We start from the raw sequence: 20,611 nt of genomic DNA, 5'->3' as shown, positions 1-20,611 counted from the left end.
ATATTTGTTGCTTGGTCGCCACTTTTATCGGCGCCATCTTACTCCGTTCGGCTTAATCAAATGTCATCAAGTCGTCATGCCCGGCCTTTAATATGCAAATAACAAGTCTGAAATACTTTTGTTAATTGTGGCGCGCCGGCCGATCATGCGGGACCGGCGTCCTTTATTTACCGACCGGGACCCTCATGCACACCTCGTTTTCCCCCTTGCGCAGGCCGCTGCGCCTGACCGTCATGGCCACCTTGCTGGCCAGCTTGTCCCTGCCGGTCCTGGCCGCTTCCGATGTCGTCATCAGCCAGGTGTATGGCGGTGGCGGCAATACGGGCGCGCTGTACCGCAACGATTTCATCGAGTTGTTCAACCGCGGCGCCAGCCCCGTCAACCTGGGTAACTGGAGCGTGCAATACGCGTCCGCCGCCGGTTCGAGCTGGGCCGTGACGGCCTTGCCGGCTATCGATCTGCAACCGGGCCAGTATCTGCTGGTCCAGCAAGCCAAGGGCACGGGCGGCACGCAGGACTTGCCCGCGCCGGACGCCTCGGGCAGCTTGGCCATGTCGGGCACGGCGGGCAAGGTATTGCTGAGCAATAGCAAGACGGCGCAAACGGGCACCAGCCCCACGGGCGCCGCCGTCATCGACCTGGTCGGTTTCGGCACGGCCAACGGCTTCGAAGGCGCCGTGGCGCCCGCACCGTCGAATACCCTGTCGATTGCGCGCGCGGATGGCGGCTGCGCCGACACGGACGACAACAGCGTGGACTTCGCCGCCGGCAGCGTGACGCCGCGCAATACGGCTTCGCCGCTGCATGCTTGCGGCGGCCCCGTCGTGCACCAGATCATGACAAGCTGCCCCGCCAGCCTGGCCTTGGCCGTGGGCAATGGCGGCAACGCCGTGCTGCGCGCGTCCGACGTGGATGGCGTCGTGAACGCCGCTATCTTGAGCTCGCCAGCCGTGGCCGGCATCAGCCTGGCCAATTTCAGCGCCGCCGGCGTGGCGGGCGAGAGCGCCAGCGTGAGCCTGCTGGTGGCCGCTGGCGTGCCGGTGGGCAATTACCCTGTCGTCGTCCAGTTCAGCAACGACCAGCAGCAAAGCGCCAGCTGCAAGATCGACGTGGCCGTGCAAGGCCTGGCCGCCGTCAGCCACACGATCCCGCACATCCAGGGCAGCGGCGCGGCCAGCCCGTACGCCAATTCCGTGCAGACGACCGAAGGCGTGGTGACCCTGAAAGTGGGCACCGGCTTCTTTATCCAGGACGCGGCCGGCGATGGCGACCCGTCGACCTCGGACGGCATCTTCGTGTACACGGGCGCGACGGCCACCACCGTGCAGCCGGGCGAACTGGTGCGCGTGACGGGCACGGTGGTCGAATACACGCCGACGGGCGCGAAAAATTCCTACACGGAATTCAAGGACGTGACGGCCATCCTCACGCAAAGCGCGGGCCACGGCATCGTGCCGACCAACGTGACCTTGCCGAACGACAACCTGGCCGCCGTCGAAGGCATGCTGGTGCGCTTCACGCAGCCCTTGACCGTGTCGCAAAACGCGTATCTTGGCGCGCGCGGCGAGCTGACTCTGTCGGCGGGCAGGCGCGAAGTGCCGACCAACCGCCATCCGGCCGGCTCCGCCGAGGCGCAAGCCTTGATCGCCGCCAATGCGAACAACCTGATCGTGCTCGATGATGGCATTTTCGTCACGCCGCCCACCATACCGTACATCGGCCAGGATGGCACCGTGCGCAGCGGCGACACGGTGGCCGACCTGACGGGCGTGGTGGATTTCGGCGCCATCGGCGGTGGCGGCGCCGCCTACAAATTGCAGCCGACGCAGACGCCGCAGTTCTCGCGCGACAATCCGCGCATGGGCAGCCCGGAACTGCCATCCGGTAACGTCAAGGTGGCCAGCGCGAATGTGCTGAATTTCTTTACAACCTTTACGAATGGCAGCAACGTCTTTGGCCAGACGGGGCAGGGCTGCACCTTGGGCAGCGGCAACAGCAAGAGCAATTGCCGCGGCGCCGACAACCTGGCCGAATTCGTGCGCCAGCGCGACAAGATCGTGGCCGAGCTGAAAGCCATCGATGCGGACGTGGTGGGCCTGATGGAAATCCAGAACAATGGCGAAATAGCCGTCACTTACCTGGTCGAGCAGTTGAACGCCGCCATCGGCGGCGTCACGTATGCCGTGGTGCCGAAGCCGGCCGCCACGGGCACGGACGCCATCCGCGTGGCCATGATCTACAAGCCAGCCAGGCTGGGCCTGGTGGGCGGCGCCTTGTCGGACGCCAACGCCATCAACAACCGCCCGCCGATGGCGCAAACGTTCAAGGCCGCCAATGGCGAGAAATTCTCGCTGGTCGTCAACCACCTGAAGTCGAAGGGCAGCTGCCCGTCGAGCGGGCTGGACGCTGACCAGAACGATAGCCAGAGCTGCTGGAACGCCACCCGCGTGCAGCAGGCCCAGCGCCTGGTGGGCAGCTTCGTGCCGCAGGTGGCCGCCGCCGCCGGCGACGCGGACGTGCTGGTCATCGGCGACTTGAATTCGTATGGCGCGGAAGACCCGATCCAGGTCATCACGGGCGCCGGCTTCGTCAATGAGCTCGAGCGCTTCGTGCGGCCATCCGGCATGCCGTATTCGTACGTGTTCGGCGGCCAGAGCGGCTACCTCGACCATGCGCTGGCCAGCGCCAGCCTGAGCCCGCAAGTGGCCGGCGTGGCCGAATGGCATGTGAATGCGGACGAGCCGGAAGTGATCGACTACAACATCGACTCGGTCAAGCCGCAAGACTTGTACAACGCCTTGCCTTACCGCGCCTCCGACCACGACCCCGTCGTCGTCAGCCTGGACTTGCAGCCCGCCTACCGCGACATCACGGCCGCAGTGGCGCAGGCCAGCTCGGGCCTGAGATTCAACCGCGCGACGCAGAAATACACGGGGACGTTCTCGTTCACCAACACGAGCACGACGGCCATCAACGGCCCGTTCCAGGTGGCGTTCGGCGGCTTGCCGGCCGGCGTGACCCTGGCGAACGCCACGGGCAGCCATGCGGGCGCGGCCTTTGTTACCGTCAACGCGGCCAGCCTGGCGCCAGGCGCGACGGCCTCGTTCGCCGTCAGTTTCACCAATCCGTCGAAAGTGACGATCACCTACTCGGCCAGCATTTTTGCCGGCAACTTCTAAGGACATGACCATGTTTGCACCGACATTCAACCTCACCCTGCGCCGCGCCGTGCTGGCCGCCTTGCTCGCTGGCGGTTCCAGCCTGGCCTTGGCCGATCCGCTCGCTTACCGCGTGGAAATCGACACGAGCCAGTTTTCGGGCGCCGGTTTCCTCGATTTCGCCTTTATCGCCGGTAACAGTCCGGCGCCGGGCGCCAGCGCCGTGCTCAGCAATTTCTCTGGCGCGTTCGGCGCGCTGGCGTCGCAGGAAGGCAACGTCAGCGGCAGCGTGCCCGGCACCTTAACCTTCGGCAATGGCGGCGCCTACAACGACTGGTTTCACAACGTGACCCTGGGCGGCAAGTTCGGTTTCAACGTCGTCTTCGGCGGCGACTTCCTGAACACGGCCGGCAACGCGGGCACGACGTTTGGCGTGGGCTTGCTCGATTACACCGGCATGGCATACCTGGGCAACGCGAACGGCAACCTGCTGCAATTCGAACTGACCCCGCTCAACGGCGGCGTGCCCGCCAGCATCGCCGGCAGCACCTATGCCAGCATCGCCTCGATCTCGGCCGTGCCGGAAGCGTCGGAATGGATGATGCTGACGGGCGGCCTGGCGCTGATCGGTTTTGCCTTGCGCCGCCGCCAGCCTGTCGCACGCGCATAGCCGTTCCAGCCTGGACACAGCGCGCCTGCGGGCCGCTGTGTTTTTTGTTTATTTATTTGAAATAGCTATAAATCAGGAAACTAAATTGTATTGGTCACCGTTTTACGCTTGATGCATAGTAAAAAACTTGTCGAGCCGTCTAGTTTCTCAAGGGGGCCGCCAACTTTTTTCGGGAGATGCATCGATGCCTGGCCATATCCTGGTGCTGGACCCTGCGCCCGCCATGCAAGCGCTGCTGGCGCATAACCTGACGGGCGCCGGCTACCGGGTCAGCTGCGCCCTGGATGCGCGCGGCGCGCTGGCGCTGCTGGCGGCCGATCCGCCCGACGTGCTGCTGCTGGAATGGGAATTGCCGGACGCGTCCGGCATCGCGCTGCTGCGCCAGGTGCGCCAGGATGGCGCGCTGTGCGACTTGCCCATCATCATGGTCAGCGCGCGCGACGGCGAACAGGACAAGGTGCTGGCGCTGGAAAGCGGCGCCGACGATTACCTGTGCAAGCCCTTCGGTCCGCGCGAGATGCTGGCCCGCGTGCACGCGTTGCTGCGCCGGCGCGCGCCATCGGCCTTGCGCGCAGGCGCAGGCGCGGCCGACGCCACCGTGCTGCGCCTCGATCCGCGCACCTTGCGCGTGACGGCCGGCAGCGTGCCCGTCAGCCTGGGCCGCGTGGAATTCAAGCTGCTGCATTTCCTCATGGATCACCCGGGCACGGTGCATAGCCGCGCGCACCTGCTGGACCAGGTGTGGGGCCATGCCGTGTATCTGGACGAGCGCACGGTCGACGCCCACGTGGGACGCTTGCGGCAGGCTTTGCTGCCAGGCGGCTGCGGCCACCGCATCGAGACCGTGCGCGGCAGCGGCTACCGCTATCTGGCGTTTGATACCGCCGCGTGCGCATGATGCTGCTGACGGGACGGGAACAGGAATACCTGCTGCACGCCATCCTCGGCGCGCATGGCATCGCCGTGCCAGGCGACTTCTTCCTGTGGAGCCAGGGGCCGCTGCAAACGCTGCTGCCGCATGACATCTTGATGTGCGCGCAGCTGGGCGCCGACGGGGCCGTGCTGCGCAGCCAAGCCTGGCACAGCATCGTGCCCGACCACGCGCAGCTGCACGAGCGCCACGGCCAGCTGGCGCGCCTGGCGCTGGCCTGGCGCGCGGGCGGCCAAAGGGCGGGCGTCATCGATGGCGTGCTGGTGCATGGCAGCGTGGGGGAGGCCGGCGGCAGCTTTTTTGCCCTGTTCGCCACGGGGAGCATCGATGCGGCGCGCCAGGCCTACGCGCTGGAATTGCTGCTGCCGTATCTGCACCTGCGCTGGCTGGCGCTGCAGGGCAGCGAGCGTGCGCCGCTGGCCGGTCCGGGCGCCACGCGCGCGGCCAGTGCGCGCGAACTGGAAGTGCTGCATTGGGTGCGCGAGGGGAAGAGCAATGACGAGGTGGGACAAATCCTCGGCATCAGCGGCGCCACCGTGAAAAGCCATTTGCAGCGCATCTACAAATTACTTGGCGTGAGCAACCGCATGCAGGCCGTGTCGCGCGGCATCGCGCTGCGCCTGCTCAGCCATTAGCGCTGGTCCTGTATTTTATTCTTGCCATTGCCGCCGCCATCCTGCGTGTGTTCGACGCTGCCGGGCGACACCTTGAGCACGTCCGGGCTCGCCTGCAGGCGCGCCACTTCGTCGCGTGTCAGCATGGCGGCGAAGCCGTTGAAGGTCACCGTGTAGCGGTACTGCACGGTAGCGTCCGGCACCAGCGCCAGCACGGCGCCTTGCTGCGCTTCCAGCCGGGCCGTGTGGCGCCGCGCGGCGTCGCTGTTGGTATCGAGCCCATGCACGCCGTCCGCCAGCGAGGCCAGCGGCGGGGCGCGCAATTGCACCAGATAGGGGAGTCGCGGCGCGGCGGCCTGCGCCGCGACAGGCAGCGCATGGATGCTGGCGATGGCGGCCAGGATGGCCATGCTGAGGCGAAATACAGACATGCAAGCTCCCTTGGCGCGTGGCGGACGGCCAGTCTTTCATGCGCCGATTGTACGCGCGTCGCGCATGAAAAACGCGCCCCGCAGGGCGCGCCGTGTGACCGCCTGGAGCGAGCGCCTTACAGCTTGGCGTCCGCCCTCACGTTGCGCTGGCTGGGGACGGCCAGCGGCAACGGGTTGTTGGTTTCCACCGACAGCACGGTGGTGGACGCCGCCGCGTTATTGCCATCAAGGAAGACTACGCCGCCCAGGTAGCGCTTGCCCGTTTCCAGCCCCGACCAGCTGACGCCGGCCGTGGCGCTGCCACCCACGTACACCTTGCCGGGCAGGGTGGCTTTCAGGTTGCCGCCCTTGTCGGCTGTCGTGACGACGGCCGACGACAGGCCGAAGCCGGTCGAGGCGCCATTCGCCAGCTCGTAGCCGATCACGCACACCTTGTAGCTGCCCGCCGCAGGGGTGGTCACGCTGATCGCCTCGTTCGAGCCGGCCGTGGCCGAGGTGGCGACCGTCGCGCCGGCGCTGTTGAGCAGCAGCAAGTCGAGGTCATTGCCGGCGCCTTCGCCGGTGTCGCGGTCAAACGTTTCGAAGCGCGCCACGACGGTGCTGGCGGGAATGCTGACATTGACCACGCGCACGCCGCTGCCGCCCGCCTTGCATGCGGCAGCCATCTGCGCCAGCGTGTCCACGCTGCCCGGCGCGGCCTGGCTGATGGTGTGCTCGCTGCGCGCCACTTCCTTCAGGCCGCCCGTCGCCGCGCCCACCTTGCCGGCAAAGCCGGTGGACAGGGTCAGCGAACGCAGGCCGCTGACCTTGTCGGCCTGCAGCAATGCCGGCGACTGCACCGCGCGGCCCGAGCGGGCCGTGACGGGGCTGCGCACCGTGTGCACGCCGTCGCTCCACACGAGGGCGCCATACTGCCAGGCGTTGTCCGGCGCCGTGGTGCGCGTCAAGGTCACGGTGAAGGACTTGGTTTCGCCGGGCGCGAGCAGCAGGGTGGCAGGCGCCACCGCCACGCTGTAGCCGCTGAGCGAGGCGCTGGCCGTGTAGGTGGCGCTGCTGCTGCCCACGTTGGTGACGCGGCGCGTCACCGTTTGCGTGCCCAGCACGTTGCCGATGGTGATCGACGGCATGTTCAGGTTGTAGCCGGCCAGGGTGCCGCCCGCGCATTCGGCCGTCATGCCGACGCCGCACATGTATTTCTTGTAGTCGGCCAGGCTGGCGTCATACACGAGGCCGGGATCGGTCGCCTTGTTCGGCGTCACGTGGCCAGCGCCCTGGCCCCATGGCAGGATGCCGCGCGCGTCGCCCGCCTGGACGTCGGGCAGGGTGGCGCTGCCGGTCGTCATCAGGGCCGACTTGATGGCGGCCGGGCTCCAGTCCGGATGCTGCTGGCGCAGCAGGGCGGCCAGGCCGGCCACGTGCGGGCTGGCCATCGAGGTGCCTTGCAGGAAGATATAGGCTTGCGGCGGCACCAGGCTGCCATCCTGCACGGCGTCGCGCTGGGCGCGCGACAGGGCAGGCGTGCCGCCGGCCAGGATGTCCACGCCAGGCGCCGTGACGTCGGGCTTGAGCAGGTTGGCGTCGTACAGGTTCGGGCCGCGCGACGAGAAGTCGGCCACCACGGGCGCGGCGGGGCCGTTGCCATTGGTGACGAAGCGCGAGATGGCGGCCGTGGCCGCGCCCGTTTGCGCCTGGGCGTTGATCAGCGCGCCATCGGCGGCGCTCACGTGCACGGCCGGCAGCACGTGCGGGTCGGATACCAGGCCGACGCCCGTGTCGACCAGCACCATGCCGGCGCCACCGGCTTCGAGCACGGCGACGCCCTTGTCGGTGCGCGCCGTGGTGCCGCGCAGGCAGCTGACGACCTTGCCGGCCACCTTGGCCGGGTCCAGCAGGGCCACGCCGCCGTTGTCGCCGGCGCGGTAGCACAGCGCCAGTTTTTGCGCATCGGCGCCGGGCAGGCCCGCATCCTGGGCGCGGATCAGGGTGGTGGCCGGCAGCGGGGTGTAGTTGAGCGAGGCGCCCGTGTACTTGGCGCCATTGCCCAAGGTCACGGTGGCCTGGTTGGCGCGGTTGTGCGTCGAGGCGGCCACGGTGGTGATCCATGGGCTGACGTGGGCCACGGTGTTGGCCGGTCCCGCATTGCCGGCGGATGCGGCAACGAAGACGCCCGCGTTCGACGCGTGCAGGAAGGCTTGCTCGACCGGATCGTTGACGCTGCTGCCGCCGCTGATCGAGTAATTGATCACGTGCACGCCGTCCTGCACGGCTTTTTCGATCGCCGCCACGCTGTCGCCGCCGTAGCAGCCGTTCTTCGCACCGGTCGGCTGGGTGGCCAGGTTGTAGGACCAGCACACCTTGTAGACGGACAGGCGGGCGCGCGGCGCCACGCCGGAAATGGCGCCCAGCGGCGTGCCGTTCGCGGTGACGGGCACGCCCGCATTGCCACCCGCGGTGGACGAGGTGTGCGTGCCGTGGCCGCCTTCGCCATTCGGGTCGCCGATGGAATCGCGCGGCGAGGTGAATTCGCTCCAGTGCTGGATCTTGTCCGTCTCGGTCAGGCGCACGGCGTTGAAGTATTGCGCGCCGAGCAGCTTATTGTTGCAGTGCTCTTGCGTGAAGCCTTCGCCCGTCTGGCAGCTGCCCTTCCAGGCGGCCGGCGCGGCGCCGTATGCCAGGGTGGCGTTCGGGTCGAAGGTCGGGGCGCCGTTGGCGTCGACCCTGTCCGCATACGACAGGTTTTCCGGCCACACGCCGCCATCGACGATGCCGATGATGATGTCTTCGCCCGCATGCTGCTTGCCGCCCAGCTGGCTCCACAGGCCGCCCGGCTGGTCCAGGCCCAGGAAGGTGGGCGTGTAGTTCGTTTGCAGGGCGCGCGGCTCGTCGGGGGCGATGCTGGCCACCTCGCCGCTCGCTTGCAGCTGGCGCACCTCGGCGTCCGTCAGCAGGGCGGAGAAACCGTTGAGGACGATCTTGTACTGGTATTGCACGGGCGCGGCGGCGACGAGCGCCTGCACGCGGGCCTGTTTCTGTTCGAGGTAGTCGCCGTACAGCTGCACTTGCGCGCTGGCCAGGTCGAGGCGGCCGCCGGCGGCAGGCTGGGTGGCGCCCAGGCCTTCCACCGAGCCGGTGTAGGAGGCGATCGGTTTATCGGTCAGCTGCACGATGTAGGGACGGCGCAGGTCGTCGGCGTGGGCCTGGAAGCTGAGGCTGGCAAACAGGCTCAGCACGGCGAGCGAAATGGGACGCAAGGTGGGACGAAATGTCATGTCGGGTTTCCTGGTGACGGTAGCGGGAATCGAAAGGGGCGATCAGACTTGCTGGCGGCGACGCGCCGCGAAACCGATGCTTGCCAGGCCCAGCAGCAGCATCGCGTAGGTCGATGGCTCCGGTACCGAGGCGACGATATTGTCGAGCGCAAACTGGCCCTTGTTGGTGCTGAAGGCGTTGCAACTGCCGGCCGTGTTGCACGTGAAGCCGAAGAAGGCCAGCGAGGCGAATTGCTGGCTGCCGAAGCTGGCGCTGGTGTTGTAGCGTTGGAACTGGAAGTTACCACCGACGGGGCCGCCCAGCTGGTAGGTTTCATAGATGGACGTGCCGTTGGCGTAAAAGCCCTGCACGCGCAGCAGGCCGGCCACCGCCGGATAGGTGACGCCCTGGGCATAGCCGATGAAGCTGGCGTCGAAGCCTTGCAGGCTGACGCTGCCGCCCGGGTTCAGCGGATCGAGGTAGACGATGCCATCGTTGAGCGATGCATAGTAATTGCTCGTATTGTTGGTCGGGCACGCCATGCCGCAGGCGGCCGGGTCCGTGCCGTCGAACACGGCGCCGACCAGGTCGCCATAATTGGCGCCGGCCACGTTCGAGGCGCCCGTCAGCAGGAATTTGCCGATTTCCAGGGCATCGCCATGACCGACGAACTGGCTATCCAGATTATCGAAGTTGATCACGTCCGCCATGGCGGCGGGGGCGCAGGCGGCGGACAGGGCCAGGATGGCGGCGCCGGTCAAGCGCTTGGCGGAGAAGGGACTTGCTGCGGAAGCTGCCTTCGAATGCACGATACGAGTCATGAATTTTCCCTTGATGATTATGTCGGATGCAATATGTTTTGCGTCTTGGCGGTTCTTTCCCGCGCGGCCGGATAAGACCAATGCGCAGAAAATTGATTTTTACTATAGCAAAATAGGCAATTCCATTGTTCGATATTCTTTCAAATTTAATTTGAAAGTTACAAATAATGAATGAATAAAGTTCATGCAATACTATGATTTGAATACCGATAGTTACAAGTTTCCTACGCGAAAATAGTTGATTTCTGACACATGCGCGAAGATTGCAAGCGCATACCGTTCCTTTATTGCGCCAGATCGTTTCCTCGGCGATTTGTTGTTCACAGTACAAATAAAAGATTGTATTAACCATAACCGGCATGGTAGGCTGGTAAGCATCAGGCAAGCGCGTGTCGCCCGTGCGTGGCCATCCGCTGCGCGCGGCGACGCAATGTATTGAAGGTAGGCAATAAGGAGTGACCGGATGCATGCAGCACACAGGCAGAACCTTGCGGCAACGCGCCATGCGCGTGGCTTTACCTTGCTCGAACTGTTGGTCGTGATCGTGATCATCGGCTTGCTGGCCGCTTATGTCGGCCCCAAGTATTTCGCCCAGCTGGGCAAATCCGAAGTGACGGTGGCCAAGGCGCAGATCGAGGCGTTTGAAAAATCGCTCGACACCTACCGCCTCGACGTGGGGCGTTATCCCACTACGGAAGAAGGCCTGGCCGCGCTGCTGGTCGCGCCGCCCGCCGCCGGCACGCGCTGGAACGGCCCCTACCTGAAAAAGGCCGTGCCGCTCGACCCGTGGGGCCATGCCTATCAATACCGCGCACCGGGCAGCAAGGGCGAATATGACATCGTCTCGATGGGCAAGGATGGCCAGCCGGGCGGCAGCGGCGAGAATGCCGACATCAGCTCGCAATAAGGCCAGCGCGCCCACTCTTTCGTTACGGATACGCCATCATGCAGTTTGAAGTACGTGCGCTTTCCACGGACCAGGCGGTCGCTACCTTGCACACCTGCGTGATCGACGGCCGCGACGAAGCCGACGCGCGCCGCCAGGCCGAGGCGCGCGGCCTGTTCGTCAGCGCCATCCGTCCGCTGCGGGCCACGCCGTTCAGCGCGGCCGGACGCCAGCGCGCGCGGGCCTTGCCTCTGCTGCTGTTCAGCCAGGAATTGCTGGCGCTGCTGCAAGCGGGCCTGGGCATCGTCGAAGCGCTGGAAGCCTTGCTGGAAAAGGAAGCGTCGCCGGCCACGCGCAGCGTGCTCACGCGCCTGCTGGAGGGCTTGCGCGAAGGCAAGCGCTTTTCCGCCGCCCTGGCGGAGCAGGCCGAACTGTTTCCCCCCTTGTATATCGGCATCGTCAAGGCGGCCGAAGGCACGAGCGACTTGCCGCGCGCCTTGTCGCGCTACATCGACTACCAGCAGCGCATCGATACGGTGCGCGCGAAGATCGTCAGCGCCGCCATCTATCCCACTATTTTGCTGGCCGTGGGCGGCGGCGTCAGCGCCTTCCTGATCAGTTATGTCGTGCCCCGTTTTGCCGAGGTCTACCAGGGCGCGGGGCGCAAGCTGCCGTGGATGTCGCAAGTCATGCTCGGCTGGGGCCAGTTCGTCACCGAACATGGCGTGCTGCTGTTGCTCGGGCTGCTGATTACCGGCAGTGTGGTGTTCACGGCCGTGCGGCGCGTGCTGCGCAACGGCGGCGTGGCGCGCCTGCTGGCGAAGCTGCCCGGCATCGGCGAGCGCGTGCGCATCTATGAACTGTCGCGCCTGTACCTGACCCTGGGCATGCTGGCCGAGGGCGGCATCACCATCGTCCAGGCGATCGCCACCGTGCAGGCGATGGTGTCGCCCGGCATGCAGGCGTCCTTGCAACAGGCGCGCGGCGCCATCGAGGCGGGCCAGCCGCTGTCGTCGGCGTTCGAGCAGCATCAATTGACGACGCCCATTTCCCTGCGCATGCTGCGTGTGGGCGAGCGCACGGGCGACATGGGGCCCATGCTGACGCAGTCGGCCGCCTTTTATGACGGCGAAATCAGCCGCTGGATCGACCGCTTCACGCGCACCTTCGAACCCTTGCTGATGGCCGCCATCGGCCTGGTCGTGGGCGCCATCGTGATCCTGCTGTACATGCCGATCTTTGACCTTGCCGGCGACATTTCATGATGCACACCGAATCCAGCGTGGCCGGCGTGGCCATCGACCCTGCGCTGCTGCAGCGCGCGCGCATCCTGAGCCGGCAATCGAAGCGCGGCCTGGTCGAGGAATTGCAGCAGCTGAGCGGCATCGAGGCGCGCGCCGTGGTGCGCGACCTGGCGCGCCCGTTCGGCCTGGAGGTGCTGGAAACGGCCGACATGCTGGCGTATGCTCCCGCCTTCGACGTGCTGCCCCTGTCGCAGGCGCTGGCGCGCCAGAGCGTGCTGCTGCGCGCCGCCGATGGCCAGCTGCTGGGCGTGATCGCCGACCCCTTCGACCTCGACCTGCAAACCTGGCTCGGTGCGCGCGCCGGGCAGGGCGCCTTGAGCATCCGCCTGGCGCTGCAGGCCGACATCGGCGCCTACCTGTCGAAGCAGGAAGAGTCGGCGCGCGCCGTCGACAGCCTGCTGCCCGGCGCCGCGACCGACGCGCGGCGCGACGGCAAGACGGCGGCCGTGCTGTCGTTCGCCAGCGTCTCGGAAGCGGCCAGCCCCGCCGTCAAGCTGGTCAACTCGACCCTGTACGACGCGCTGAAGGCGGGCGCTTCCGACATCCACCTGGAAAGCACGGCCGGCGGCCTGGCCGTCAAGTACCGCGTCGACGGCGTGCTCGATCACGCCACGGCCGTCAACGGTATCGAAGTGGCCGAGCACATCATCTCGCGCCTGAAGGTGCTGGCCGAACTCGATATCGCCGAGCGCCGCGTGCCGCAGGACGGCAGCTTCCGCGTCGAATCGGGCGGGCGCGAAATCGATTTGCGCGTCTCCATCATGCCCAGCATCCATGGCGAGGACGCCGTCATCCGCATCCTCGACAAGCGCGCCATGATCGAGGCGTACGGCGCCCTGACCCTCGAAGCGCTGGGCTTCGACGCGCCCTCGCTGGAAGCCTTGCGCGCGCTGGCGCAGGAAGCCTACGGCATGCTGCTCGTGACGGGCCCCACGGGCTCGGGCAAGACGACGACGCTGTATGCGGCGCTGACGGAAATCCATAACGGGCGCGAAAAGATCATCACCATCGAGGACCCCGTCGAATACCAGCTGCCCGGCATTCTGCAAATCCCCGTGAATGAAAAGAAGGGGCTGACCTTCGCCAAGGGCTTGCGCTCGATCCTGCGCCACGACCCGGATAAAATCATGGTGGGCGAGATCCGCGACCGCGAGACGGCGGAAATCGCCGTGCAGTCGGCCCTCACGGGCCACCTGGTGCTCACCACCGTGCACGCGAATAATGTCTTCGACGTGTTCGGCCGTTTCACCCACATGGGCATCGATCCGTATGCGTTCGTCTCGGCCCTGAACGGCATCTGGGCGCAGCGGCTGATCCGCACCAACTGCCCCCATTGCGCCACCGGATACACGCCCGACGATGGTGAACTGGCCAGCGTGGGCCTGGCGCGCGCCGATGTGGCAGGCTATGCATTCAAGCAGGGCAAGGGCTGCGGCGACTGCCGTGGCACCGGCTACAAGGGGCGCCGCTCGATCGCCGAGATTCTCGTGCTGACCGATGAAATCCGCGAACTGATCGTCGACAAGAAGCCGATCCGCCAGATCAAGGCGGCCGCGTATGCGAACGGCACGCGCAGCCTGCGCCTGGCGGCGCTGGAACTGGTCAAGCGGGGCGCCACCACTATCACGGAAATCAAGAGGGTCACCCTGCATGCGTAGAGCTTACGGACTAGGACTGCGCCTGGGCGTGGCGGCGGGCAAGGTGAGCCTGTGGCGCAGCAGCCGCTGGCGCGCCCCCGCCTGGACCTTGCTGGGCGAAGCGGCGTATGTGCCCGATGACACGCTGCATGGCGATTTTGCCGCGCTGGGCCAGGCGCTGGCGCAGTTGCTGCCGGAGGGCCAATACGCGGGCTGGCCCCTGTCCGTGGTGCTCGACGATGGCTTGGCGCGCCTGTGGCAGGTGGACCTGCCGCAAGGCGCCACGCGCCTGGCCGACATCGAGGCGGCCGCCGCGCTGCGCTTCCAGTCGCTGTATGGCGATCCTCCCGGCTTGTGGCACAGCAGCAGCGCCTGGGATGCGCGCGCGCCGTTTTTCTGCGCCGTGCCGCGTGCGCTGCTGGCGCAGCTGACGCGCGTGGCGGCCGCACGCAAGCTGGCCCTGATCTTCATTACGCCGCAATTTGCGCGCCACTGGAACCGCTGGCATGGGGCGCTGCAACCGGGCGCCTGGTTTGGCCAGCTGCAGGAGAACACCCTGACCCTGGGCGTGCGGCACGATGGACGCCTGCGCGCCGTGCGCGCGCTGCCCGTCCCAGCGGACGCCGGCCATGGCTGGCTGGAACAGACGCTGATGCGCGAAGCGCTGCTGCAAGGCGTGCCCGTACCGGCGCTGCTGCAGCTGTGCGGCGCGCCGCCGTCGCTCTGGCTGGCGCCGGCGCAAGCGTTCCACTGCCAGCTCTTTGCCACGCCAGAGGGGGAAGGCGCCTGTTCGCCGGCCGCCCGGCTGGCGCGCAGCGGAGGCGTGGCATGACGCGCCTCGATATCGATTTCGCGCCGCCAAACTGGCGCCGCAGCCTGCACCGCGTGCCCGCGTGGGCGTGGTGCACCGGCGCGCTGGGCGTGGCGCTGAGCGTCACGGCGGCGTGGGCTGGCTGCGCCGCGCTGCAGCGCCAGCAGGCAAGCGAGGCACGCTGGCATCGGGCGCAGCAGCGCGTGATGGCCGCCACGCGGGGGCCGGCGCCGGCCCCGCAAGTGCTGATCGCGCCGGCGCAGGCGGCGGCCGTGAATGCGGCCATCCTGCAATTGAACCTGCCGTGGCGCGACCTGCAGGATGCGCTGGCCAGCGCCACGCCGCCCGCCATCGCGCTGCTGGCGCTGGAACCGGATGCGCGCAAGCGCGTGCTGAAGATCACGGCCGAAACGACCGGCAGCGACGCCATGGTCGCCTACATCGCGCAATTGAAGCAGCAGGAATTGTTCGGCGCCCGCGTGCAGCTGCTGCGTCATGAAATCAACGTGCTCGATCCGAACAAACCCTTGCGCTTCCAGCTTGAAGCGCGCTGGGGCACGCCATGATGGCCATCGACCTCGCGCTCTTGCGCCTGCGCGCGCAACTGCTGTTGCGCCGCCTGGGCGCGCCCGCCTGCCTGGCCGTGGCCCTGCTCGCGCTGGGCGCGGCCGCCTGGATCTGGGCCTGGCAGCAGCGGAGCGTGGCGGCGCGGCTGGAAGCGCGGGCCTTGCCGCAGCCGTCGCTGGCCGTGGCTGCCTTGGCGCCGCCGGCGACGGCCAGCGAGAACCTGGCGCGCTATTATGCCGCCCTGGGGCAGCAGCGCCACGCGGAGCAGCAGGTCAAGCAACTGTTCGACCTGGCCGCGAAAAACGGTTTGCTGCTGGCGCAAGGCGAATACAGGAGCGCTTACGACAAGGCCAGCGGGGTCGCCACGTACCAGGTGACCTTGCCGCTGAAGGGCAGTTACGCGGCCGTGTGGCAGTTCGCGCTGCAGGCCCTGCGCGCCATGCCCTTCGCCTCGCTCGACGAACTGAGTTTTCGCCGCGAGCAGATCGCCGACACGCAACTCGAAGCGCGCCTGCGCCTGACGTTTTATTTAACTGACAGCGCGGGAGCGTCGCCGTGACGCCGCGTCACTATCTGCTGCTGGCCGGCGTGCTGGGCGCGGGCGCCTTGCTGCTGTTCGGCGAGCGCCAGCCCGTGGCCGACGTGGCCGAAGCCGTCGAGCGGGCCGTCGCGCCCGCGCGTCAGCCTGCCGGCAAGGCGGAGGGGGCGCAGCCGGCCATCCTGGCGCTGCTGCCGCGCAGCGAAGTGGCGGGCGAGGAAGGCGAGACCTTTGGCGGCGCCGATGGCGTCTTCCAGAGCCAGGACTGGACCCCGCCGCCGAAAACGGTGGTCGCGGCCGCGCCGCCGCCACCCGCGCCGACGGCGCCGCCGCTGCCCTTCGTCTACCTGGGCAAGGCGGCCGCCGACGGCGCGTGGGAAGTGTTCCTGTCGCGCGCCGACAAGACGTATATCGTGCGCGCCAATACCGTCATCGACGGCGCCTACAAGGTCGTGACGATCGCGCCGCCCGTCATGACGCTCACTTATCTGCCGTTGAACCAGGTTCAGCAGCTCAACATTGGAGTACTCGACTGATGTCCCGTTCCTATTCACCGGCGCCGTTGCTGGCGCTGCTGGTGCTGCTGTCCGGCTGTGCAGGGCAGCAAGCCTACCGCGAGGGGCGCGAGCTGATTGCGCAAGACCAGGTGCCGGCCGGCCTGCAAAAGCTGCAGCAAGCGCTGCGGCAAGACCCCGGCAACGCGCAATACCGCAGCGCGTATCTGCAGGCGCGCGAACGGGCCACCGGCAGCCGTCTGCAGCAGGCCGAGCGCCAGGCGCAAGCGGGGCAGGGCGAGCTTGCGCGCGCGGGCTTTCTGGGCGTGCTGGAAATCGACGCGCAGAACGAGCGCGCCAACAGCGGCTTGCGCGCGCTCGAACGCGAGCAGCGCCAGGGGAAATTGCTGGCCGATGCGCGCACGGCGTTCGATGCCAAACAATACGACCCGGCGCGCCAGCGCCTGAACGCCATCCTGACGGAGCAGCCAGGTCACGCCGGCGCACGCGCGCTGCTGCGCGACGTCGATGAAAAGACGGCGCCGCCGCTCGTCGAATCGGGCCTGGCGAAATCGTACAAGCAGCCGATCACGATCGAGTTTCGTGACGCGCCGTTAAAGCAGGTGTTCGAGCTGATCGCCCGCCGCTCCGGCCTCAATTTCGTCTTCGACAAGGACGTCAAGGCGGACGCGAAGACGTCGATCTTCCTGAAAAACAGCACGGTGGAGTCGGCCGTGTACTTCCTGCTGGTGACCAACCAGCTGGAACAGCAGGTGATGGATGCGAACACCATTTTGATCTATCCCAACGTGGCGGCGAAACTGAAGGAGTACCAGGAAGTGCTGGTGAAAACCTTCTTCCTGGCGAACGCGGACGCCAAGCAGGTGGCCAACACGCTCAAGACCATCTTGAAGACGCGCGACGTGGTGGCCGATGAAAAGCTCAATCTCGTCATCGTGCGCGACACGCCCGAGGCGATCCGCCTGGCCGAGCGCCTGATCGCGCTGCAGGACGTGCCGGAGGCGGAAGTGGTGCTGGAGCTGGAAATCCTCGAAGTCAAGCGCAGCCGCCTGCTGGAGCTGGGCGTGGCCTGGCCATCGAGCCTGACCCTGACGCCGCTTTCCACCTCGGGCGGGATCGGGCTGACCGTCAACGACCTGAATAATCTGAACCAGCGGACTATCGGCGTGAGCAACCTGGCCGTGACGGCGAACGCCAACAAGACGGACGGCGACGCGAATATCCTGGCCAATCCGCGCATCCGCGTGCGCAACCGGGAAAAGGCGAAGTTCGTCATCGGCGACAGGGTGCCCGTGGTGACCACCACCATTTCGCCGGGCACGGGCGGCTTCGCTTCCGAGTCGATCAGCTACCTGGACGTGGGCCTGACGGTGAACGCCGAGCCGACCATCTATTTGAACAATGAAGTGGGCATCCGCATCTCGCTCGAAGTGAGCAACCTGGGCGCGGCCACCACCACCCGGAGCGGCTCGACGCTGTACCAGATCGGCACGCGCCAGGCGTCGACCATGCTGCAGCTGAAGGATGGCGAAAACCAGGTGCTGGCGGGCCTGATCAACAATGAGGAGCGCAGCTCGGGCAACAAGGTGCCGGGCCTGGGCGACATCCCCGTGCTGGGACGTCTGTTCGGCAGCAGCAAGGACGACAGCCAGAAGACGGAAATCGTGCTGTCGGTCACGCCGCACCTGGTGCGCACGGTGCAGCGCCCGGAAGCGAAGGAATCGGAATTCTCGGCGGGAACGGAAGGCAGCTTCCGCCGCCGTCCCGACATGGCGGCCAAGGCGCCCACGCAGATGCCGGGCACGGTGATCGTGCGCTCCGGTCCGTCCGCCGTCGGCATGCAGCCGGCGCCGGCGCAGCCGCTGATGGAGCCGGCCCAGGTGCCGTCGGCCTTGCCGCAAAGCGTGCCCGCGCCGGCAGTGGCGCCGTCGCCCGAACCGCCCGCCTCGCCCTTGCCGATATCGGCGGGCCAGCCCGTGCCGCTGCAGGCGGCGCCCTTGCCGCTGTCGTCGAGCCAGCCGGTGCCGGTGGCGCCGCCGCCCGCCAAATGAGACTGGCGCATGCGCAGGGGGGCTTCACCCTGATCGAGTTGCTGGTGACCCTGGCCATCCTGGGCGTGCTGGCGACCCTGGTGATCCCCGTCACGCAGGTGACGGTGCAGCGGCGCCAGGAGCAGGAATTGCGGCGCGCGCTGCGCGAGATCCGCCAGGGGCTCGACGCCTATAAACGGGCCGGCGACGAGGGCCGCATCCTGCGCGCGCCCGACGCCAGCGGCTACCCGAAAAGCCTGGAACTGCTGGTCGAGGGCGTGCCGGACCAGCGCAACCCGAAGCGCAGCAAGCTGTTTTTCCTGCGCCGCGTGCCGCGCGACCCGTTCAATGCGGACGCGGGCCTGGGCGATGCGCAAACGTGGGGCAAGCGCAGCTATGCCAGCGAAGCGACCGAGCCGCGCGAAGGCGACGACGTGTACGACGTGTACTCGACTTCCAGCAAGACCGGCTTGAACAACGTGCCTTACCGTCTATGGTGAACCATGGCTGCTGACCTCCTTCCTGCCCGCGAGCGCGGCTTCACCCTGATCGAATTGCTGGTGGTGCTGGGCATCGTGGCGCTGCTGCTGACCCTGGCCGTGCCCCGCTATTTTCCCAGCCTCGACAAGGCGAAGGAAACCGTGTTGGCGGATAACTTGCGCAACCTGCGCGCGACCATCGACCAGTTCCACGGCGATACGGGACGCTATCCCGACTCTCTGGAACAACTGGTGGAAAAGAAATACCTGCGCGCCATGCCCATCGATCCCATCACCGATAGCGACGCCAGCTGGATCACCGTGCCGCCGCCCGACGACACGCCGGGCCAGGTGTATGACGTGAAAAGCGGCGCGCCCGGCAAGGACCGCAGCGGCACGCCGTTCGCCGACTGGTAGCGGCCATGCACCGTCCTGCGCGCCGCCAGCGCGGTGTTACCTATCTGGGCCTGATCATCCTGGTGGCCATCCTGGGCCTGGTGGGGGCGGCCGGGCTGAAGATGGGCTCCCTGCTGCAGCGCCAGGCGGCCGAGCAGGAATTGCTCGATATCGGCGCGCAGTTTTCCGACGCCTTGTACAGCTATGCGGCCGCCACGCCGCCGGGCCAGCCGCAACAGCCGCCGACCCTGGCCGCCTTGCTGCGCGATCCCCGCTTCCCGCAAGTGCGCCGCCATTTGCGCAAGCTGTTTGTCGACCCCGTCACGGGGCGTGCCGAGTGGGGTTTGCTGTACCAGCCGGGCAGCCAGGGCATCATTGGCGTGCACAGCCTGTCGCAGGCGGCGCCATTAAAGGTTGGCAACTTCGAGGCCCGCTTCGCCGGTTTTGAAGGCAAGGCGCACCTGTCGGAGTGGCAGTTCATGTTGCCTGCCCAGCCAGCACCGCCATCCAGTGCGGCACAGGCGCCTGGCAGCGATGGTGCGTCCGCCGCGCCGGACATGCCGATGCCGGCGTTGTTTTCTCGTCCTATTTCACCTACGCAAGAAACCGAGCCTGTGCCTGCGCCGGAAGAGGCCGAATTGCCCGCGCCAGCCCCGGAACAGGCAGTTTCTCCTGAAAAGTAAGGTAAAAAGCCATCGATCCCATGTGAACTGTTTTTGCCGGGAAAGTACTCGGCGCAGGTAACTATTGCACCTCAAAAATAGTTATCACAGGCGAAACTAAGATAAAATATTTATAATAAAATTAATGTAATTATGCTACCATCCTCATCAGTACTTCCGGTACTAAGTAACCCCCAATAAATTATTGCGCTTTCTGACTTCCACAACCGGCGCTGTGCGGTGTTGCCCGCAGCTAGCAGTGCTCGCACTGCGTCGCTGCAGCCGCCTTGCACAGCATCCGGTTCTGTTCTTCATAAATTCACAATAATTTCCCGAGGATTACTTAAAACTATTGGTGGCCTGCGTATTGCAGCCATAAATTACTTTTGAGGATCAACTATGAAATTGAAATTTATCGCTGCAGGCATTCTGGCAGCAGCATCGTTCAGCGCATCGGCAGCGACGTACGACCTGGGTATCCTGGACCCAACGGGTTCCGATACCCTGTCGGCCATCACCACCAAGTTTGCCGCGAACAGCGTGGTTGATGACTTCTGGACGTTCAAGCTGATCACGCCATCGTCGACCTCGTTTGGCGCACTGCAAACGTTCTCCGTCGTCGAAGGCGCGATCAAGGACTTCTCGGCCACCTTGCTGGGTTACGGCAACCTGACCTACACTGCGGCTTCTGGCATCCAGAGCCTGAGCTGGGATGGCCAACTGGCCGCCGGTTCGTATACCGTGCACGTCACGGGCCTGACGGGTCTGAAAAACGCCGCTTACCTGGGTTCCGTCTCGGCCTTGCCAGTGCCAGAGCCAGAAACCTATGGCATGCTGCTCGGCGGCCTGGCGCTGGTCGGTTTCGCCGCCCGTCGTCGCGCCCAAAAAGCTGCCTAAGCTTGTGCCGCAACG

General features: G+C 66.4%; 19 protein-coding genes. 16 read left to right on the top strand and 3 right to left on the bottom strand.

Translation table 11 applies throughout. From position 1 onward, the window contains the following. Positions 1 to 185: 185 nt before the first annotated feature. The 4 genes from J0O65_RS24145 (at position 186) to J0O65_RS24130 (ending at position 5,394) form a co-directional block, all read left to right on the top strand. Positions 186 to 3,179: an ExeM/NucH family extracellular endonuclease gene (locus tag J0O65_RS24145; protein ID WP_215409717.1), complete on the top strand. Its 2,994-nt coding sequence runs from the start codon at positions 186 to 188 to the stop codon at positions 3,177 to 3,179. A 10-nt stretch (positions 3,180 to 3,189) separates the two neighbouring features. After that, positions 3,190 to 3,828 carry an NF038129 family PEP-CTERM protein gene (locus tag J0O65_RS24140; RefSeq protein ID WP_215409716.1) on the top strand — a complete coding sequence of 213 codons (639 nt, stop codon included), beginning with the start codon at positions 3,190 to 3,192 and terminating at the stop codon, positions 3,826 to 3,828. Positions 3,829 to 4,012: 184 nt separating this feature from the next. After that, on the top strand, positions 4,013 to 4,726 hold the full coding sequence (locus tag J0O65_RS24135; protein WP_215409715.1) for a winged helix-turn-helix domain-containing protein: 714 nt from the start codon (positions 4,013 to 4,015) through the stop codon (positions 4,724 to 4,726). Beyond that, positions 4,723 to 5,394 (top strand): LuxR C-terminal-related transcriptional regulator, encoded by a 672-nt coding sequence (locus tag J0O65_RS24130; RefSeq protein WP_215409870.1) that lies wholly within the window; start codon positions 4,723 to 4,725, stop codon positions 5,392 to 5,394. Before J0O65_RS24135 ends, J0O65_RS24130 begins: the two co-directional genes overlap by 4 nt. Here J0O65_RS24130 and J0O65_RS24125 read toward each other — a convergent pair. The 3 genes from J0O65_RS24125 to J0O65_RS24115 form a co-directional block, all read right to left on the bottom strand. Further along, complete coding sequence (locus tag J0O65_RS24125) at positions 5,391 to 5,804, bottom strand: protease inhibitor I9 family protein (protein ID WP_215409714.1); 414 nt, start codon at positions 5,802 to 5,804, stop codon at positions 5,391 to 5,393. The genes J0O65_RS24130 and J0O65_RS24125 overlap by 4 nt on opposite strands. Positions 5,805 to 5,920: 116 nt before the next feature. Beyond that, positions 5,921 to 9,073 carry a S8 family peptidase gene (locus J0O65_RS24120; protein WP_215409713.1) on the bottom strand — a complete coding sequence of 1,051 codons (3,153 nt, stop codon included), beginning with the start codon at positions 9,071 to 9,073 and terminating at the stop codon, positions 5,921 to 5,923. A gap of 42 nt (positions 9,074 to 9,115) precedes the next feature. Then, on the bottom strand, positions 9,116 to 9,874 hold the full coding sequence (locus J0O65_RS24115; protein ID WP_215409712.1) for an NF038120 family PEP-CTERM protein: 759 nt from the start codon (positions 9,872 to 9,874) through the stop codon (positions 9,116 to 9,118). Positions 9,875 to 10,337: 463 nt separating this feature from the next. On the opposite strand from J0O65_RS24115, the gene gspG reads away from it, so the two are divergent. The 12 genes from gspG (at position 10,338) to J0O65_RS24055 (ending at position 20,596) form a co-directional block, all read left to right on the top strand. Continuing rightward, positions 10,338 to 10,781, top strand: coding sequence for a type II secretion system major pseudopilin GspG (gene gspG, locus J0O65_RS24110; protein WP_034751618.1), 444 nt, complete (start codon positions 10,338 to 10,340; stop codon positions 10,779 to 10,781). Positions 10,782 to 10,819: 38 nt separating this feature from the next. Beyond that, positions 10,820 to 12,025, top strand: a complete 1,206-nt coding sequence (locus J0O65_RS24105) for a type II secretion system F family protein (RefSeq protein ID WP_215409711.1) — start codon at positions 10,820 to 10,822, stop codon at positions 12,023 to 12,025. Next, positions 12,025 to 13,722: a GspE/PulE family protein gene (locus J0O65_RS24100; RefSeq protein ID WP_215409869.1), complete on the top strand. Its 1,698-nt coding sequence runs from the start codon at positions 12,025 to 12,027 to the stop codon at positions 13,720 to 13,722. The genes J0O65_RS24105 and J0O65_RS24100 overlap by 1 nt, the downstream gene beginning before the upstream one ends. Beyond that, a complete protein-coding gene (locus J0O65_RS24095) occupies positions 13,715 to 14,533 on the top strand; it encodes a hypothetical protein (RefSeq protein WP_215409710.1) in 819 nt (272 codons plus the stop codon). Before J0O65_RS24100 ends, J0O65_RS24095 begins: the two co-directional genes overlap by 8 nt. Further along, positions 14,530 to 15,078, top strand: coding sequence for a ubiquitin family protein (locus tag J0O65_RS24090; RefSeq protein WP_215409709.1), 549 nt, complete (start codon positions 14,530 to 14,532; stop codon positions 15,076 to 15,078). Before J0O65_RS24095 ends, J0O65_RS24090 begins: the two co-directional genes overlap by 4 nt. Further along, on the top strand, positions 15,075 to 15,638 hold the full coding sequence (locus tag J0O65_RS24085) for a hypothetical protein (protein WP_215409708.1): 564 nt from the start codon (positions 15,075 to 15,077) through the stop codon (positions 15,636 to 15,638). The genes J0O65_RS24090 and J0O65_RS24085 overlap by 4 nt, the downstream gene beginning before the upstream one ends. Further along, entirely contained in the window at positions 15,635 to 16,153 is a 519-nt protein-coding gene (locus J0O65_RS24080; RefSeq protein WP_215409707.1) for a hypothetical protein, read from the top strand. The genes J0O65_RS24085 and J0O65_RS24080 overlap by 4 nt, the downstream gene beginning before the upstream one ends. Then, positions 16,153 to 18,183: a secretin GspD/PilQ domain-containing protein gene (locus J0O65_RS24075; RefSeq protein WP_215409706.1), complete on the top strand. Its 2,031-nt coding sequence runs from the start codon at positions 16,153 to 16,155 to the stop codon at positions 18,181 to 18,183. The genes J0O65_RS24080 and J0O65_RS24075 overlap by 1 nt, the downstream gene beginning before the upstream one ends. Then, on the top strand, positions 18,180 to 18,662 hold the full coding sequence (locus J0O65_RS24070) for a type II secretion system protein (RefSeq protein ID WP_215409705.1): 483 nt from the start codon (positions 18,180 to 18,182) through the stop codon (positions 18,660 to 18,662). Before J0O65_RS24075 ends, J0O65_RS24070 begins: the two co-directional genes overlap by 4 nt. Positions 18,663 to 18,665: 3 nt before the next feature. Next, a complete protein-coding gene (locus J0O65_RS24065) occupies positions 18,666 to 19,058 on the top strand; it encodes a type II secretion system protein (RefSeq protein WP_215409704.1) in 393 nt (130 codons plus the stop codon). Positions 19,059 to 19,063: 5 nt separating this feature from the next. Continuing rightward, on the top strand, positions 19,064 to 19,720 hold the full coding sequence (locus J0O65_RS24060) for a type II secretion system protein (RefSeq protein WP_215409703.1): 657 nt from the start codon (positions 19,064 to 19,066) through the stop codon (positions 19,718 to 19,720). 378 nt (positions 19,721 to 20,098) lie between these two features. Further along, positions 20,099 to 20,596: an FxDxF family PEP-CTERM protein gene (locus J0O65_RS24055; protein ID WP_215409702.1), complete on the top strand. Its 498-nt coding sequence runs from the start codon at positions 20,099 to 20,101 to the stop codon at positions 20,594 to 20,596. Positions 20,597 to 20,611: the final 15 nt, after the last annotated feature.

It is taken from the genome of Janthinobacterium sp. JC611 (genome assembly GCF_018682595.1).
Lineage (GTDB): Bacteria > Pseudomonadota > Gammaproteobacteria > Burkholderiales > Burkholderiaceae_D > Janthinobacterium.
The sequence above is the reverse complement of the archived record's forward strand: the minus strand, read 5'-3'. Positions and strand labels throughout refer to the sequence as shown.

Coding starts and splice junctions, on each gene's coding strand:
- J0O65_RS24145 (WP_215409717.1), top strand. CDS start 186: ATGCACACCTCGTTTTCCCCCTTGCGCAGGCCGCTGCGCCTGACCGTC.
- J0O65_RS24140 (WP_215409716.1), top strand. CDS start 3,190: ATGTTTGCACCGACATTCAACCTCACCCTGCGCCGCGCCGTGCTGGCC.
- J0O65_RS24135 (WP_215409715.1), top strand. CDS start 4,013: ATGCCTGGCCATATCCTGGTGCTGGACCCTGCGCCCGCCATGCAAGCG.
- J0O65_RS24130 (WP_215409870.1), top strand. CDS start 4,723: ATGATGCTGCTGACGGGACGGGAACAGGAATACCTGCTGCACGCCATC.
- J0O65_RS24125 (WP_215409714.1), bottom strand. CDS start 5,804: ATGTCTGTATTTCGCCTCAGCATGGCCATCCTGGCCGCCATCGCCAGC.
- J0O65_RS24120 (WP_215409713.1), bottom strand. CDS start 9,073: ATGACATTTCGTCCCACCTTGCGTCCCATTTCGCTCGCCGTGCTGAGC.
- J0O65_RS24115 (WP_215409712.1), bottom strand. CDS start 9,874: ATGACTCGTATCGTGCATTCGAAGGCAGCTTCCGCAGCAAGTCCCTTC.
- gspG (WP_034751618.1), top strand. CDS start 10,338: ATGCATGCAGCACACAGGCAGAACCTTGCGGCAACGCGCCATGCGCGT.
- J0O65_RS24105 (WP_215409711.1), top strand. CDS start 10,820: ATGCAGTTTGAAGTACGTGCGCTTTCCACGGACCAGGCGGTCGCTACC.
- J0O65_RS24100 (WP_215409869.1), top strand. CDS start 12,025: ATGCACACCGAATCCAGCGTGGCCGGCGTGGCCATCGACCCTGCGCTG.
- J0O65_RS24095 (WP_215409710.1), top strand. CDS start 13,715: ATGCGTAGAGCTTACGGACTAGGACTGCGCCTGGGCGTGGCGGCGGGC.
- J0O65_RS24090 (WP_215409709.1), top strand. CDS start 14,530: ATGACGCGCCTCGATATCGATTTCGCGCCGCCAAACTGGCGCCGCAGC.
- J0O65_RS24085 (WP_215409708.1), top strand. CDS start 15,075: ATGATGGCCATCGACCTCGCGCTCTTGCGCCTGCGCGCGCAACTGCTG.
- J0O65_RS24075 (WP_215409706.1), top strand. CDS start 16,153: ATGTCCCGTTCCTATTCACCGGCGCCGTTGCTGGCGCTGCTGGTGCTG.
- J0O65_RS24070 (WP_215409705.1), top strand. CDS start 18,180: ATGAGACTGGCGCATGCGCAGGGGGGCTTCACCCTGATCGAGTTGCTG.
- J0O65_RS24065 (WP_215409704.1), top strand. CDS start 18,666: ATGGCTGCTGACCTCCTTCCTGCCCGCGAGCGCGGCTTCACCCTGATC.
- J0O65_RS24060 (WP_215409703.1), top strand. CDS start 19,064: ATGCACCGTCCTGCGCGCCGCCAGCGCGGTGTTACCTATCTGGGCCTG.
- J0O65_RS24055 (WP_215409702.1), top strand. CDS start 20,099: ATGAAATTGAAATTTATCGCTGCAGGCATTCTGGCAGCAGCATCGTTC.